The organism is Cellulomonas sp. (assembly GCF_015234515.1).
In the GTDB taxonomy this organism is placed as follows: domain Bacteria; phylum Actinomycetota; class Actinomycetes; order Actinomycetales; family Cellulomonadaceae; genus Cellulomonas.
Genome location: NZ_JADGMY010000023.1, coordinates 76,791 through 90,330 on the forward strand (window position 1 = coordinate 76,791; position 13,540 = coordinate 90,330).

Annotated in this window: 12 protein-coding genes and 1 tRNA gene; 9 read left to right on the forward strand and 4 right to left on the reverse strand. The window is 73.3% G+C overall.

The window, feature by feature from the left end:
- The first annotated feature begins 12 nt into the window (after positions 1-12).
- Entirely contained in the window at positions 13-966 is a 954-nt protein-coding gene (locus IR158_RS09340) for an aryldialkylphosphatase (protein WP_291812331.1), read from the forward strand.
- A gap of 88 nt (positions 967-1,054) precedes the next feature.
- Here the strand turns inward: IR158_RS09340 and IR158_RS09345 are convergent.
- Positions 1,055-1,128, reverse strand: a tRNA-Gly gene (locus IR158_RS09345).
- 125 nt (positions 1,129-1,253) lie between these two features.
- Between IR158_RS09345 and IR158_RS09350 the strand changes: the two genes are divergently transcribed.
- The gene (locus tag IR158_RS09350) at positions 1,254-1,853 is read left to right on the forward strand and encodes a GNAT family N-acetyltransferase (RefSeq protein WP_291812333.1); all 600 of its coding nucleotides are present in this window, start codon (positions 1,254-1,256) and stop codon (positions 1,851-1,853) included.
- 746 nt (positions 1,854-2,599) lie between these two features.
- Here the strand turns inward: IR158_RS09350 and IR158_RS09355 are convergent.
- Together IR158_RS09355 and IR158_RS09360 are read right to left on the reverse strand one after the other, a co-directional pair.
- Complete coding sequence (locus IR158_RS09355; protein ID WP_291812335.1) at positions 2,600-3,607, reverse strand: aldose epimerase; 1,008 nt, start codon at positions 3,605-3,607, stop codon at positions 2,600-2,602.
- A gap of 46 nt (positions 3,608-3,653) precedes the next feature.
- Positions 3,654-6,122: a glycosyl transferase gene (locus tag IR158_RS09360; protein ID WP_291812336.1), complete on the reverse strand. Its 2,469-nt coding sequence runs from the start codon at positions 6,120-6,122 to the stop codon at positions 3,654-3,656.
- Between the two features lie 365 nt (positions 6,123-6,487).
- Here IR158_RS09360 and dcd point away from each other — a divergent pair, with 365 nt between their 5' ends.
- Together dcd and IR158_RS09370 are read left to right on the forward strand one after the other, a co-directional pair.
- Positions 6,488-7,063, forward strand: coding sequence for a dCTP deaminase (gene dcd, locus IR158_RS09365; protein ID WP_227577079.1), 576 nt, complete (start codon positions 6,488-6,490; stop codon positions 7,061-7,063).
- Positions 7,063-8,211, forward strand: coding sequence for a hypothetical protein (locus IR158_RS09370; RefSeq protein WP_291812337.1), 1,149 nt, complete (start codon positions 7,063-7,065; stop codon positions 8,209-8,211). Before dcd ends, IR158_RS09370 begins: the two co-directional genes overlap by 1 nt.
- Positions 8,212-8,283: 72 nt before the next feature.
- Here IR158_RS09370 and IR158_RS09375 read toward each other — a convergent pair whose 3' ends face one another.
- Positions 8,284-10,401 carry an alpha/beta fold hydrolase gene (locus IR158_RS09375; RefSeq protein ID WP_291812338.1) on the reverse strand — a complete coding sequence of 706 codons (2,118 nt, stop codon included), beginning with the start codon at positions 10,399-10,401 and terminating at the stop codon, positions 8,284-8,286.
- Positions 10,402-10,585: 184 nt separating this feature from the next.
- On the opposite strand from IR158_RS09375, the gene IR158_RS09380 reads away from it, so the two are divergent.
- The 5 genes from IR158_RS09380 to IR158_RS09400 all read left to right on the forward strand — a co-directional run bounded on the left by IR158_RS09380 (position 10,586) and on the right by IR158_RS09400 (position 13,498).
- Positions 10,586-11,014, forward strand: a complete 429-nt coding sequence (locus IR158_RS09380) for a VOC family protein (RefSeq protein ID WP_291812340.1) — start codon at positions 10,586-10,588, stop codon at positions 11,012-11,014.
- Positions 10,954-11,403 (forward strand): VOC family protein, encoded by a 450-nt coding sequence (locus IR158_RS19345; RefSeq protein ID WP_366928439.1) that lies wholly within the window; start codon positions 10,954-10,956, stop codon positions 11,401-11,403. Before IR158_RS09380 ends, IR158_RS19345 begins: the two co-directional genes overlap by 61 nt.
- Before the next feature lie 61 nt (positions 11,404-11,464).
- Positions 11,465-12,373: an ABC transporter ATP-binding protein gene (locus IR158_RS09390; RefSeq protein ID WP_291812343.1), complete on the forward strand. Its 909-nt coding sequence runs from the start codon at positions 11,465-11,467 to the stop codon at positions 12,371-12,373.
- The gene (locus IR158_RS09395) at positions 12,370-13,242 is read left to right on the forward strand and encodes an ABC transporter permease (RefSeq protein WP_291812344.1); all 873 of its coding nucleotides are present in this window, start codon (positions 12,370-12,372) and stop codon (positions 13,240-13,242) included. Before IR158_RS09390 ends, IR158_RS09395 begins: the two co-directional genes overlap by 4 nt.
- A 1-nt stretch (position 13,243) precedes the next feature.
- Positions 13,244-13,498: a helix-turn-helix transcriptional regulator gene (locus IR158_RS09400; protein ID WP_291812345.1), complete on the forward strand. Its 255-nt coding sequence runs from the start codon at positions 13,244-13,246 to the stop codon at positions 13,496-13,498.
- Positions 13,499-13,540 lie beyond the last annotated feature (42 nt).

Here is a 13,540-nt window from a genome sequence, read left to right on the forward strand (position 1 = left end):
ACCGTGCGAACGGTGCTCGGCGACAGGCCGACGGAGTCGCTCGGCCGGTGCGACTACCACGAGCACCTCTTCCAGGTCTCCCCACTGCTCAGGGGGGACGAGCTCGATGACGAGGCGGCGAGCGGGGACGAGGCGGCGCTCCTCGTCGCGGCCGGGATGGGCGCGATGGTCGAGGCGACGCCGACCGGCCTGGGCCGCGACCCCGCGGCCGTCGCCCGGATCAGCGCGCGCACGCGGCTCGCCGTCGTGCACGCGAGCGGTGCACACCGCGAGGAGCACTACGCGGCCGACCACTGGCTGCGCGCCAGCGGCACCGCCGACCTCGTCGAGCGCTTCACGGCGGACGTGCGTCACGGCCTACCGGCGCGCGACACCGCCGACCGCGGGGACGTCGCCGTGGGCCCGTCGGGCGAGCCCGTCCGGGCGGGCATCCTCAAGGCGGGGATCGGGTACTGGCGGATCTCGGCGTTCGAGCGGCGCGTGCTCGCCGCCGTCGCCGAGGCGGCGAGCACGACCGGGGTCGCCGTCATGGTCCACCTCGAGCACGGGTCGGCCGCGTGGGAGGTGCTCGCCGCGCTGGCGCGCGAGGGCCTGCCCGCGGACCGCGTGGTACTCGCGCACGTGGACCGCAACCTCGACCCCGGGCTGCACGCAGAGCTCACCCACGCCGGCGCGTACCTCGGCTACGACGGGATGGCCCGGCACCGCGAGGCCCCGGACGCGGCGATCCTCGACTGCCTCGAGGCGACGCTCGCCGCGGGCGACGCGTCCCGGGTCGTGCTCGGCGGCGACGTCGCGCGCCGCAGCCGCTACCGCGCGTACGGCGGCCTCCCGGGCCTGGAGTACCTGCCGGCCCGCTTCCTGCCGCGGCTCGCCCGGCGGGTCGGGAACGAGGTCGTCGACCGCCTGACGATCGACAACCCGGCCGCCCTGCTCGCTCTGGCGGGAGCCGGCTCGCAGGAGTGAACTCCAGCGCCGGGAAGGCAGCCTCGGACGGACCGGGCGACGGCCCCGGGGAGCCCGGTGTGCGTCGCGTCGTGAACTGCGGAAACGATGGAGCGGGTGACGAGAATCGAACTCGCGCTATCAGCTTGGGAAGCTGAAGTTCTACCACTGAACTACACCCGCGCGGCGCTCTCGCGAGCCCTGCGCCAACGATCCTACCCGGTACCCGGCGTGGTCCTTCAACCCCGGACGTGACGCCGTCGCGCCGGCTCTGGCCCCCGCGGGCCCGTGGTGGCAGGGTCAGGCCGGTGACCGCGTCGATGCGCCCGTTCCACCCGTCGGACCTGCCCGGCATGTACCGCGTCTGCCTGCTCACGGGCGCGGCGGGCCAGGACGCCACGCCGCTGTACCGGGACCCGGACCTGCTGGGCCACGTGTACTGCGGGCCGTACCCGGTGGCAGACCCGGGGCTGACGTCCGTGGTCGTCGACGACCAGGGCGTGGGCGGGTACGTCGTCGCGACGGCCGACACCGAGGCCTTCACGGCGTGGTGCGAGCGGGCGTGGTGGCCGGTGCTGCGGGCGCGCTACCCGCGGCTCGTCGACCCGCGTGACGGGACGGAGGACCACGTCCTGCGCGCGCTCGTCCACGACCCGGCGCCCGCGCCCGTGCCCGCGTCGGCGCCCGCGCACCTGCACATCGACCTGCTGCCGCGGCTCCAGGGCCAGGGGTGGGGCCGCCGGCTCATCGAGGGCGTGGCGGACGCGCTGCGATCGCGGGGGGTGCCCGGCGTGCACCTGGGCGTCGACGGACGCAACACGCGGGCGGTCGCGTTCTACGAGCACCTCGGGTTCCGGCGCGACGAGACGTTCGAGTGGGGCCATCGGATGGTGCTCGACCTGGACTGAGCGGCACGTCGCCCGCGTCGCCGTCACCTCCGACGGCGGCGTCCTCACCGGTGAGCCGTTCCGCACCGCGACCCTCGACGTCGTCCCCGACGAGACGGCCATCGCCACGCCAGACCCGCCCGAGGCCCCTGACCCACCGCGACGCTGGATCGCTCTCTCACCAGCTCGTGAGAGTGCAATCCAGCACCCCCCAGGGCCGTGAGAGTGCAATCCAGCCACCCCCCCCCAGGTCGTGAGAGAGCAATCCAGCCACCCCCCCCAGGTCGTGAGAGAGCAATCCAGTCACCCCCCAGGTCGTGAGAGAGCAATCCAGCACCACCCCCCTACCTGGCCCACGGGGTGCCGCTGCGGACCACGACGGCCCTAGTCAGGACGCTGCTCGGGCCCGTCGGCATCGTGGCGGACGCTCACGACGCGCGGCATGCGCATCGGTCGCGACCCCATCGCGCCGCCGGGCTACACGTTCGCGTTCGCGTAAACGGGTGCGTCCCTGCTGCTCGAGCTCGACGACCAGCCGCAGCTGGTCACCGTGACGAGCGGTGCGTTCGCAGAGGAGATCGTGTGCATGCTCGCGGCGAGCGGCCTGGTTCTCGCGACCCGCTGATGACGGTGGTCGCCGTGGTCACACCACCTGCGGGGGTGGCCGGATCGCACTCTCACCACCTGGGGGGTGGCTGGATTGCACTCTCACCACCTGCGGGGGTGGCCGGATCGCACTCTCACCACCTGCGGGGTGGGCGGCTCGGTCAGACCGTGACGGAGAGGCGGAAGGTGCCTGAGCGCTCCTGGCCGGGATCCAGCACGAACACGCCCGTCCCCGGGACGCCCTGGTCGTGCAGCGTGAAGCCGTCGTTGACGTTGGTGGCGGGCTCGAGCGCGAAGTAGCAGCGGCGGCGCGGGGCGTACAGGACCAGGTGCCGGTACACCGGGTCGACGGTCAGGTCGACGGTGACGCCCTCGTCGGCGTACTCGACGCGCACCGGCTCGGTCGGGTCGAGCGCGGTCAGCACGTCGTCGACGAACCCCGAGCCCAGCGGACGTCGCGACCGGAAGTCCGCGCGCGGCGGCACCGGGCCGGCGGGGCCGTCGGGGATCGCACCGGACAGCCGGTACCCCGCCTCGGCCGGGACGTGCAGGAGCGGGCCGGCGGTCGGCGGGTACTCGCGGACGGGCGCACCGACGGGCAGCAGCGCGCGGCTGAGGTACGGGTGGTGGCCGAACCCCGCGGGGAACGGCTCGACGTCGGTGTTGCGCACCGACGTCGTCACGACGAGGTCGTCACCGTCGACCGCGTACCGCACGGTCGCGCCGAACTGCCACGGGAAGTTGATGCCGATCTGCTCGGCCGTGTCCACCGCCAGAGTCACGGCGGTCGCCGACTGCTCGACGACGTCCCAGTGGGCGTACCGCACGGCACCGTGGATCGCCGTGCCGTCGGCGGCGTTGCGCTGCAGCTGCCAGCGTCGCCCCGCGAACGGCAGCACGCCGTCACGGATGCGGTTGGACCACGGCACCATCGGGAAGCTCGCGCACTTCTCCGGGTTCCCCGACGACGCCCGCCGGGTCGGGCGCAGCAGATCACGCCACACGCCGTCGGCCGTGCGGATCCGCCCCCCGCCGAGCGCGGCGCCCGTGCCGGGCAGCACGTCGAGCTCCCAGCGGTCGTTGCGCAGCGTGACGGCGCCCGGAGGCGCCACCCCGGTCGTGGTGACCGGGGTGGGCGCGGGCTCGGTGATCTGTGCGGTGATCGTCATCGGCGGCAGCCCCCTGCTGTCGGCGCCGGGCGCGCAGCGGCCCCGGTCAGAGCGTGACCTCGACGCGGACGGTGCTGCCCGCGGGGGCGTACGGCACGTGGTTGCCCTCGACAGGGGTCCCGTCGACGACGAGCGCACCGCGCGAGCCACGGGCACCCGAGTTGGTGACCGTGATCTCGTACGTCGCGCCCCGCGCCACGCGCGTGACGGTGAACGACGGGACGTCCGGACCGATCTGCGGGTCGACCACCAGGCCGTCGTAGTCGGGCCGGACACCCAGCAGGTACTGCGAGACGGCGACGAAGTTCCACGCCGCCGTGCCGGTGAGCCACGAGTTCTTCGCCTCGCCCGCACGCGGCGCCTGCTTGCCGGCGATCATCTGCGCGTAGACGTACGGCTCGAGCTTGTGGACGTCGCTGATGTCCTCGCGGTACGCCGGGGTGATGCGCTTGTAGTAGTCGAACGCCTTGTCACCGCGGCCGACGACGGTCTCGGCGATGATCACCCACGGGTTGTTGTGGCAGAAGATGCCACCGTTCTCCTTGTACCCGGGCGGGTACGTGGAGACCTCGCCGAGCTCGATCTGGTACGTGGTGTACGCCGGGTACTGCAGCACCAGGCCGTGCGGGGTGCCGAGCATCTCGTCGACCGCGTCGAGCGCCTGGATCGCGGGCGCCTCGACGTCGTCGGGCCCCTCACCCACACCGATACCGGCCATGACGGCGAAGCCCTGCGGCTCGATCCAGATCTTGCCCTCGGGCTTGGCGTCGGTGCCGACGGGGTTGCCGTAGAAGTCGTACGCCCGCAGGAACCAGCGGCCGTCCCACGCGTGCTCCATCACGGCCTCGCGGACCTCGCCGACGACCTTGCGGGCCTGCGAGGCGACCTCGGTGAGGCCGCGGCGCTCCGCCAGCTCGGCGTACTGCTCGCCGTAGAGGACGAACTGCGCCGCGATGAACACCGACTCGGCGTGCCCGCCGGCCTGGTTCTCGGTGGTCTGGAACGACTCGCCCGGCTCGGTCGAGAAGCAGTTGAGGTTGAGGCAGTCGTTCCAGTCGGCGCGACCGATGAGCGGCAGCCCGTGGGGCCCGCGGTTGTTGACCGTGAAGTCGAACGACCGCGTGAGGTGCTCGAACAGCGGCACCTCGGAGCCGGGCTCGTTGTCGAACGGCACGGGCTCGTCGAGGATCGAGAAGTCCCCGGTCTCCTTGACGTAGCCCGCGACGCCGGCGATGAGCCACAGCGGGTCGTCGTTGAAGCCCGAGCCGATGTCGTTGTTCCCGCGCTTCGTCAGCGGCTGGTACTGGTGGTACGCCGACCCGTCCTCGAACTGTGTGGACGCGATGTCGATGATCCGCTCGCGCGCGCGCTCGGGGACCAGGTGCACGAAGCCCAGCAGGTCCTGGTTGGAGTCGCGGAAGCCCATGCCACGGCCGATGCCCGTCTCGAAGTACGACGCCGAGCGCGACATGTTGAACGTGACCATGCACTGGTACTGGTTCCAGATGTTGACCATCCGGTCGAGCTTCTCGTCGTCCGACCGCACCGAGTACGTCGAGAGCAGCTCGGTCCAGTAGGTCTGGAGCGCCTCGACCGCGGCGTCGGCCTGCTCGGCCGTCGCGAAGCGTCCCAGCAGCGCGTGCGCCTTCTCCTTGTTGACGACCTGGTGGGCGTCGTCGGCCCACTTCTCGTCCTGCGCGTTCTCCAGGTAGCCCAGGACGTACACGAGGTCGCGCGTCTCGCCCGGCGCGAGGGTCACGCGGACCGAGTGCGAGCCGATCGGGTACCAGCCCGACGCGACCGAGTCGGCCGAGACCCCGGCACGCGGCACGGCCGCCTCGCCCAGGGAGTTGTACGCGCCGACGAACGTGTCGCGGTCGGTGTCGAAGCCGTCCGCGCGGGTGTTCACGCCGAACACCGCGTAGTGGTCGCGGCGCTCGCGGTACTCGGTCTTGTGGAAGATCGCGGACCCGTGCGGGCCGTCCTGCTCGACCTCGACCTCGCCGATCGAGAGGTTGCGCTGGTAGTTCGTCTGGTCGTCCTGCGCGTTCCACAGGCAGAACTCGACGAAGGAGAAGAGGGTGACCGTCTTCTCGGCGTCGGACGTGTTGGTGACGGCGACCCGCTGCACCTCGGCGTCCTCGCCCAGCGGCACGAAGAACGTCGTCGCGACCCGCAGGCCGCCGCGCTCACCCGTGATGCGGGAGTAGCCCAGACCGTGCCGCGCCTCGAAGTGGTCGAGGTCCGCCTTGACGGGCAGCCACGACGGGGTCCACACGTCGCCGCCGTCGTTGACGTACAGGTACCGGCCGCCGGTGTCGGCGGGGATGTTGTTGTAGCGGTACCGCGTGAGGCGCCGCATCTTGGCGTCCCGGTAGAACGAGTACCCACCGGCCTGGTGCGAGAGCAGTGAGAAGAACCGCTCCGACCCGAGGTAGTTGATCCACGGGTAGGGGGTGTGGGGCGTCGTGACGACGTACTCGCGCGCCTCGTCGTCGAAGTGGCCGAACCGCATCGCATGCCTCTCGTGCCTCGTCGCACGGCCGACGACCGAGGCGTCACCGTGAGGTGCACGCCAGGTGCCAGCGACCCTGCTCAGGTGCCTGGTCGTCCTACGGAACTACATCGCGGACGGAGCCGCGTGCCCGCGCCGTCGAAGCGCCTCGCCGGACCGCGGCGAGAGCGCTCCCACAGTGTGAGCGGGCACAGCATATCCCGAAGGCCGAGACCCCCGGAACGGCCCGTGACCTTTCACAGGCGGATAAGTCGCACGGGAGCACCCGTCGCCGCCGCCCCGCGCACCCGCCGTCCGTGTGAGGAAGGTGTGCCCGGTGCCCTTGCGCGGGCCGATTCCCCCCGGTTCGGCACTACGGTGTCACCGTGCTGCTCTCCGACCGCGACATCCGTGCCGAGCTCGAGTCCGGCAGGGTGGCGCTCGACCCGTACGAACCCGCCATGGTCCAGCCGTCGAGCGTCGACGTGCGCCTCGACCGGTACTTTCGGCTGTTCGACAACCACAAGTACCCGTTCATCGACCCGGCCGCCGAGCAGCCCGACCTCACGCGCCTGGTCGAGGTCGAACGCGGCGAACCCTTCGTGCTCCACCCGGGCGAGTTCGTGCTCGGCTCGACGTACGAGCAGGTCACGCTCCCGGACGACGTCGCCGCGCGCCTCGAGGGCAAGTCGTCGCTCGGCCGGCTCGGGCTGCTGACGCACTCGACCGCAGGGTTCATCGACCCGGGCTTCACGGGGCACGTGACGCTCGAGCTGTCGAACATGGCGACGCTGCCGATCCTGCTGTGGCCCGGCATGAAGATCGGCCAGCTCTGCTTCTTCCGGCTGACGTCACCCACCGAGAACCCCTACGGGTCCGCGGCGTACGGCTCGCGGTACCAGGGTCAGCGCGGGCCGACCGCGTCGCGGTCCTGGCAGGGGTTCCACCGGACGGACGTCTGATGGCCACGCACCCGCCGCTCGTGGTCGACGACCCGATGCTGGCCGAGCGGCACCTGCTCGCGCTCCCCGAGGGCGTCGAGCCCGAGGAGATCGAGGTGCTCGCCGCCAGCCGGTTCCGCAGCGTGCGGTGGGAGGACGCCCGCGCACCGGAGACCCCGACCCGCACGGGCATGCTGCCCGCGGTGACCGCGGCGTTCGGCATGCGCTCCGTCGCGCGCCGCACGCCGCGGCCGTCCCGCGTGCTGCGGCTCGCGCGGCTCTCGTCGCTCGCCGGTCCGTACAGCGTCGGCGGGCACGACGCGCTCGCCCTCGGCCTGCCCGCCACGACCGTGATGGTCTGGGTGCTCGAGGCACCGCGCGAGCGCGGTGAGAAGCCCTGGCCGGGCGGCGACCGCGACGGGTTCAAGCGCGCGTTCCCCGACGGCCTGCCCGTCCGGGAGGAGGGGCGGGTGCTGCAGTGGCTCGTCGCCGCTGCGCGACGGCTCGGTGGCGCCGTGCGCACGCAGACCGGTGTCGTCCTGACGCCCGACCCCGACGCCGCCACCGACCTCACCGTCCTGACGGACCGGTGGCTGGAGCCCGAGCAGGTGCTCGCCGTCGTCCAGCGCGTCCAGCCGCGCGCGTACCTCTCCGTCGCGACCCCGGGCACATGGCAGGGCCCGACCGTCCTGGCGGGGCGCGGGTCGCGCGGCGCGATGGGCGGCGCTCCCGAGTCCGGTGGCTCCGGTCTGCGCGCGGCGCTCGAGGAGCACGGCGTCCTGGACCCCGACGACCGGCGGCGGCTCATGGCGGAGGCCGACGCGTACGACGCGCTCATGCTCGCCGACCCACCGCCCGCCGAGGCCTTCGGGGTGCTCGTCGACCTGGGCGTCGACGGCATGCTGGCTGTCGAGGTCGCCGCCTGCGAGCAGCTGCCGCCGCTCATGGAGGACCTGCCCTGGACCAAGGCCGGCGTCGTGGCGTACCGCGTGCGCTGGGAGCCGTTCGAGATCGAGCAGATCGAGCAGGAGCGGCCGTCGTTCGAGCACCGCGTCGCCCGCAGCCGGTCCGCCCCGCTCATCGCGACGGTGACCAAGGCGCTGCAGGCGGTGACCGGCGGCGAGGTGGCCGACGAGGCCGACTTCCTGGTGGACCCGGCCGACCTCTGAGGTCCCGCGGGACCGTGACGTGCCACGGCCGGCCCCCGATCGGGGGCCGGCCGTCGCACGTGAGAGCAGGTGTCAGCCCAGGACCTCCGGGTACGGGACCGCGTCGTCGCCCGTGCGGCCCAGGACGTGCTCGGCGAGGAACGCCTCGACCGCGCCGTACCAGACCTTCGCGTGCTGCGGCTGGAGCACCCAGTGGTTCTCGTCCGGGTAGTAGAGGAACCGGTGCGGGCTGCGGCCGTGCTCGTCGGCGGGCAGGCCGGAGGCGGACAGCAGCTCGTACCACAGGCGCAGGCCCTCGCCGATCGGCACGCGGTAGTCCTTGTCCCCGTGGATCACGAGCATCGGCGTGACGATGTCGCCGACGAACCGGTGCGGCGAGTTCTCCAGCGCCATCTCGGGCGTCATCTCGCGCTGCCAGTAGTACGACGCATCCGTCGTGGGACCGAACTGGTCGAGGGCCCACAGGCTCGCGTGCGTGACGATCGCGCGGAACCGGTCCGTGTGCCCGGCGACCCAGTTGGCCATGTAGCCACCGAACGACCCGCCCATCGCAGCCGTGCGCTCGGGGTCCACGTCGTCGCGCTCGAGCGCGGCGTCGGTCGCGGCCAGGAGGTCCGTGTAGGGCGCGGCGCCCCACGCACCCCAGCCGCGCTGGACGAACTCCTGCCCGTAACCGGTCGACAGCGCAGGGTCGGGCAGCAGGACGGCGTAGCCCTGCGCGACCAGCAGCCACGGGTTCCAGCGCCAGGACCACGCGTTCCAGGACCCGAGCGGACCGCCGTGGATCCACAGCAGCAGCGGTGCCTTGGCGTCCGGCCCGGCGCCGTCGGGCAGCGCCAGCCAGGCGCGCACGCGGGTGCCGTCGGGGGCCGTCGTGACGACCTCCTCCAGCCGGCCGGGCAGCGGGACGTCGGCGGCCGGGGACGGCAGCGGCTCGGCTGCGACGGGTCCCCCTGCGAGCGCGGCCGCGAGGTCGATCCGGACCGGGTGCGCCGGCGCCTCGTACGACGCGCGCAGCGCGTACGCGGTCCGCCCGTCGGGGCTGACCCGCACGTCGGAGAACGCCGCGTCGTCGCTGGTCACCCGCGTGACGGTGGTGCCGTTCAGTTCCACGTGGAACACCGGGGCGCGGCCGTCGTCGTCGGCGACGACCAGCAGGGCGTCGGACGTGGGCAGCCACACCGGGCTGGTCGGCCAGCGGTCCCACCCGGTGGCGAGGCGCTGCGGCTCGCCGCCGGCCAGCGGCACGACCCACAGCTCGACGGCGGGCGCGACGTGCGGCGTCGACAGCGTCTCGCGCGCGTAGGCGACCCACTGCCCGTCGGGCGAGACGACCGGGTGGCCGATGTCCGCGGCCTCGTCGTCGACGAGGACCCGGCGCTCACCGCTCGCGACGTCGATCGCGACCAGGTAGGTGCGCAGCTCGCCGCGCGCGCCCGCCCGGTTCCACGGCGCGACGACGGTGCGGCCGTCCGGGCTGAGCGCCGGCGACTGCTCGACCAGCTCGATCCGCGCGTCGGGCGTGACGTCCGCCAGGTCGAGTCGCGGGTCCCGCTCACCGGCACGGGGCGCCGCGACGTCGGCGGAGACCGGGGCGACGAACAGGTGCGGCGAGCCGGGACCCAGGTCGTGGTCCCAGTACCGCACCGGGTAGCCGGTGTGCAGGATCGCGGAGACCTTGGCGTCCTTGCGCTCCTTGCGGCGGCGGTCGTCGTCCGCCGGGTCGCTCGCCGACGGCAGGACGTCGGACACGACGAGGACCGTGGGCGCGTCGGTCGCGACCTGGACTCCCCCGACACCGGCGCCGCGGTCCGCGACGACGCGGGCCTCGGCCCCGTCGGCCGGGAGCAGCCACAGCGCGGGCGCCGGCTCGTCGTCGGGCTCCTGCGCGTCGGGGTCGGGGCGGGCGCTCGTGAAGAGCAGGTCGCCTGCGGGCGTGAACGCCGCCGACGCCTCGCTCTTGGCCGACCGCGTCAGGCGGCGCGCCGGGCGCTCACCGGTGGGGTCGACCTCCCACAGCGCCGTGACGTACGCGGTGCGCTTGCGGTCGAGGGTCTGCACGGCCGTGACGAGGCGCGTGCCGTCGGGCGACAGCACCAGGCCGGACAGCCGTGGCAGCGCGATGTAGGCGTCGAGGTCGTGGAAAGGTGTGGCGGCCGGGGTGTCGCCGCCGGGAGGTGGTGTGGTCATGGCTCCGTCCTATCACCCCCAGGCGACAGGGACCTGCGTCGACACCTCGCCCGTGCACCACTGCGCGTCCGGCACCTGCGCACGTCACGCTCACTCTGGTCGCGGGACGCCGACTGCCCGATGAGCCTGCGCGGCGCGATCGGTCGGTACGTCCTGACAGCCGCAGCAGGCCCCAGGAGGAGCCATGACCGCACGCATCAGCCCGTACCTCAACTTCCGTGACGAGGCCCGCGCGGCCATGGAGTTCTACGCCGAGGTCTTCGGGGCGCAGCCGACGTTCAGCACGTTCGAGGAGTTCGGCATGGCGGACGACCCCGCCGACGGAGGCAAGATCATGCACTCGCAGCTGGAGCTGCCCGCGGGCGGCGGCGTCCTCATGGCCTCGGACACGCCGGCGGGCATGCCGGTGCCCGAGGAGTCGTCGGCGTCCGTCGCGCTGTTCGGCGACGCCCAGGACGCCGCGGCGCTGCGGACGGTGTTCGCGCGGCTCTCGGAGGGCGGCACCCCGGGTGTCCCGATGGAGGTCGCGCCGTGGGGCGACGAGTTCGGCATGTGCACCGACAGGTTCGGCGTGGGCTGGATGGTCAACGTCGCGGGTCCGGGCCAGGGTTGAGGACGCCTGATGACGACGATCACGCCCTACCTGACCGTCCACGACGGCCGCGCGGCGCTCGAGTTCTACGCGGCGGCGTTCGGTGCGATCGAGACCGGGGAGCGGCACGAGGAGGACGGTCGCATCGGGTTCGCGATGCTCACGATCGACGGGGCGCCTCTCTACCTGTCCGACGAGCGCACGAGTACGGCGCGTGGGCGCCGAGCAGCGTGGGGCACGCGACGGCGGCGGTCGCGCTGGCCGTGGCGGACGTCGACGCGACGTACGTCCGGGCCGTGACCGCGGGCGCGACCGCCGACCGGGAGCCCGGGGACCAGGGCGACGAGCGGCGAGGGTGGCTCGTCGACCCCTTCGGCCACCGGTGGGTGATCAGCTCGCCCCTCCCCTGAGACCGGGCGAAATCGCCCGTAACCATAGCGGGACTGCAACGTGATGTAGTACACCTGCTATATGGACGCGTCCGAGAACGCCGCAGTGCACGTCGACGGGCTCCGCATGGCGTACGGCGAGCGCACCGTCCTCGACGGTGTCGCGTTCGACGTCGCACCCGGCGAGGTCGTCGCCCTGCTGGGGCCCAACGGCGCCGGGAAGACGACGACCGTCGAGATCGTCGAGGGCTTCCGCCGCCGCGACGCGGGCGACGTCCGGGTGCTGGGCGTGGACCCGGAGCGCGGTGACGACGCGTGGCGGGCCCGGATCGGCGTCGTCCTGCAGTCGTGGCGCGACCACCGTCGCTGGCGCGTCCGCGAGCTGCTCGGACAGCTCGGCGACGCCTACCGGCCCTACTCGACGCCCGGGACGCCGCGTCCGCGCGACGTCGACGACCTCCTCGCGCGCGTCGGGCTCACCGACGCGGCCCACCAGCGCATGTCCACCCTGTCCGGTGGTCAGCGACGTCGGTTCGACGTCGCCGTCGGGCTCGTCGGCCGGCCCGACCTCCTCGTCCTCGACGAACCGACCGCGGGCCTGGACCCGGCCGCGCGCCGCGAGTTCCACGAGCTGGTCCACGAGGTGGTCGACCGCGACGGCACGGTGGTGCTGCTCACGACGCACGACCTCGCCGAGGCCGAGACCGTCGCCGACCGCATCCTCCTGCTCGCGGGTGGGCACATCGTGGCTACCGGTAGCCCCGAGGCCGTCGCGCGCGAGGTCGCCGGGCCGTCGGAGGTCCGCTGGACCGCCGACGGGATGCGCCACGTGCACAGCACGCACGACCCCGTCGCGTTCACGCGCGACCTGCTGGCGACCGGCGACGTCGACGACCTGGAGGTCGTGCGCGCCAGCCTCGAGGACGCCTACCTCGAGATCGTCCGCCGTCACGAGACCGACGCCCGCGCCGAGATGGAGGCCGCACGATGAGCACGCCCGACGACGCCGCACGGCCGCCGCTCGCCTGGGCGGCCCGCCTCGGTCTGCGCCGCGGCCTCACCGAGTTCCGGCACATGCTGCGCAGCCCCGAGGACATCGGGTGGAACGTCGTCATCGGCGTCGGGATCCTCGTCTACCTGGTCACCCAGCGGGACTCGGTGATCCCCGGCAGCGGCGGCCTCACGCTGCCCGACCTCGCGCTGCCCGGGATCCTGGCCGCGACCATCCTGTTCGGCATGGTGATGGGGCCCGCGTTCGCGCTGTCCACCGAGGTCGAGGAGGGCACGGTGCTGCGGCTGCGCACCACGCCCCGCGGGACCACGACGTACACCGTCGGGATGGTCGTCGGGCAGGTGCTCGGCGCCGTCCCCATGCTCGTGCTCGTCCTGGCCCCGTGGCCGTTCCTGCTGGGCGACCCCATGCACCAGGGGCCGGGCGGCTGGGTCGCCGTCGTCGGCTGGCTGCTCCTGGGAACCCTCGCGACGCTGCCGATCGGCATCGTGGGCGGCGCCCTCGCCGGACGTCCCACGCGCGTCATGCTCTTCGTCATGGCACCCGTGGTCGCGCTGGCGTTCCTCTCCGGGGTCTTCGGCCCCCAGACCATCCCGCCCTGGGCGGCCGGACCGGTGCAGGCGTTCCCGCTCTACTGGCTCGCGCACGGGCTGCGGGCCACGACCCTGCCCGCGGGTGCCGAGGGCCTCGAGCTCGCCGGCGCGTGGCACCCCGAGATCGCGGCGCTCGTGCTGCTCGCGTGGGCGGTCGTCGGGCTGGCCGTCGCGCCGGTGGTGCTGCGTCGGTCCACCGCGCGGCAGACCGCGAGCGCTCTCGCGGAGCGCCTGCAGGCGCTGGTCCGCGGCTGACGTGGCGGACGAGGAGCGGCGACGTCCGCAGGGCGGCGAGTCCGTCCACAACCGCATCGCGGTGCTGCGAGCCGAGCGGGGGGTCAGCCGGCGCGAGCTCGCGGAGGCGCTGGGCGTGCACTACCAGACGGTCGGCTACCTGGAGCGGGGCGAGTACAGCCCGTCGCTGCACCTCGCGCTGCGCATCGCGGCGTTCTTCGACGTGCCGGTCGAGGTCGCGTTCTCGCTCGACCCGTTCCCCCGCATCGGCGGATGACGGCGTCAGCGGATGGCGGTGCGCCGGGTTGGGCGCGAGGCT

Excerpts from the sequence above, each read along its gene's own strand:
- IR158_RS09355 (WP_291812335.1), bottom strand. The coding sequence starts at position 3,607 with ATGACGATCACCGCACAGATCACCGAGCCCGCGCCCACCCCGGTCACC.
- IR158_RS09360 (WP_291812336.1), bottom strand. The coding sequence starts at position 6,122 with ATGCGGTTCGGCCACTTCGACGACGAGGCGCGCGAGTACGTCGTCACG.
- IR158_RS09370 (WP_291812337.1), top strand. The coding sequence starts at position 7,063 with ATGGCCACGCACCCGCCGCTCGTGGTCGACGACCCGATGCTGGCCGAG.
- IR158_RS09375 (WP_291812338.1), bottom strand. The coding sequence starts at position 10,401 with ATGACCACACCACCTCCCGGCGGCGACACCCCGGCCGCCACACCTTTC.
- IR158_RS09380 (WP_291812340.1), top strand. The coding sequence starts at position 10,586 with ATGACCGCACGCATCAGCCCGTACCTCAACTTCCGTGACGAGGCCCGC.
- IR158_RS09390 (WP_291812343.1), top strand. The coding sequence starts at position 11,465 with ATGGACGCGTCCGAGAACGCCGCAGTGCACGTCGACGGGCTCCGCATG.
- IR158_RS09395 (WP_291812344.1), top strand. The coding sequence starts at position 12,370 with ATGAGCACGCCCGACGACGCCGCACGGCCGCCGCTCGCCTGGGCGGCC.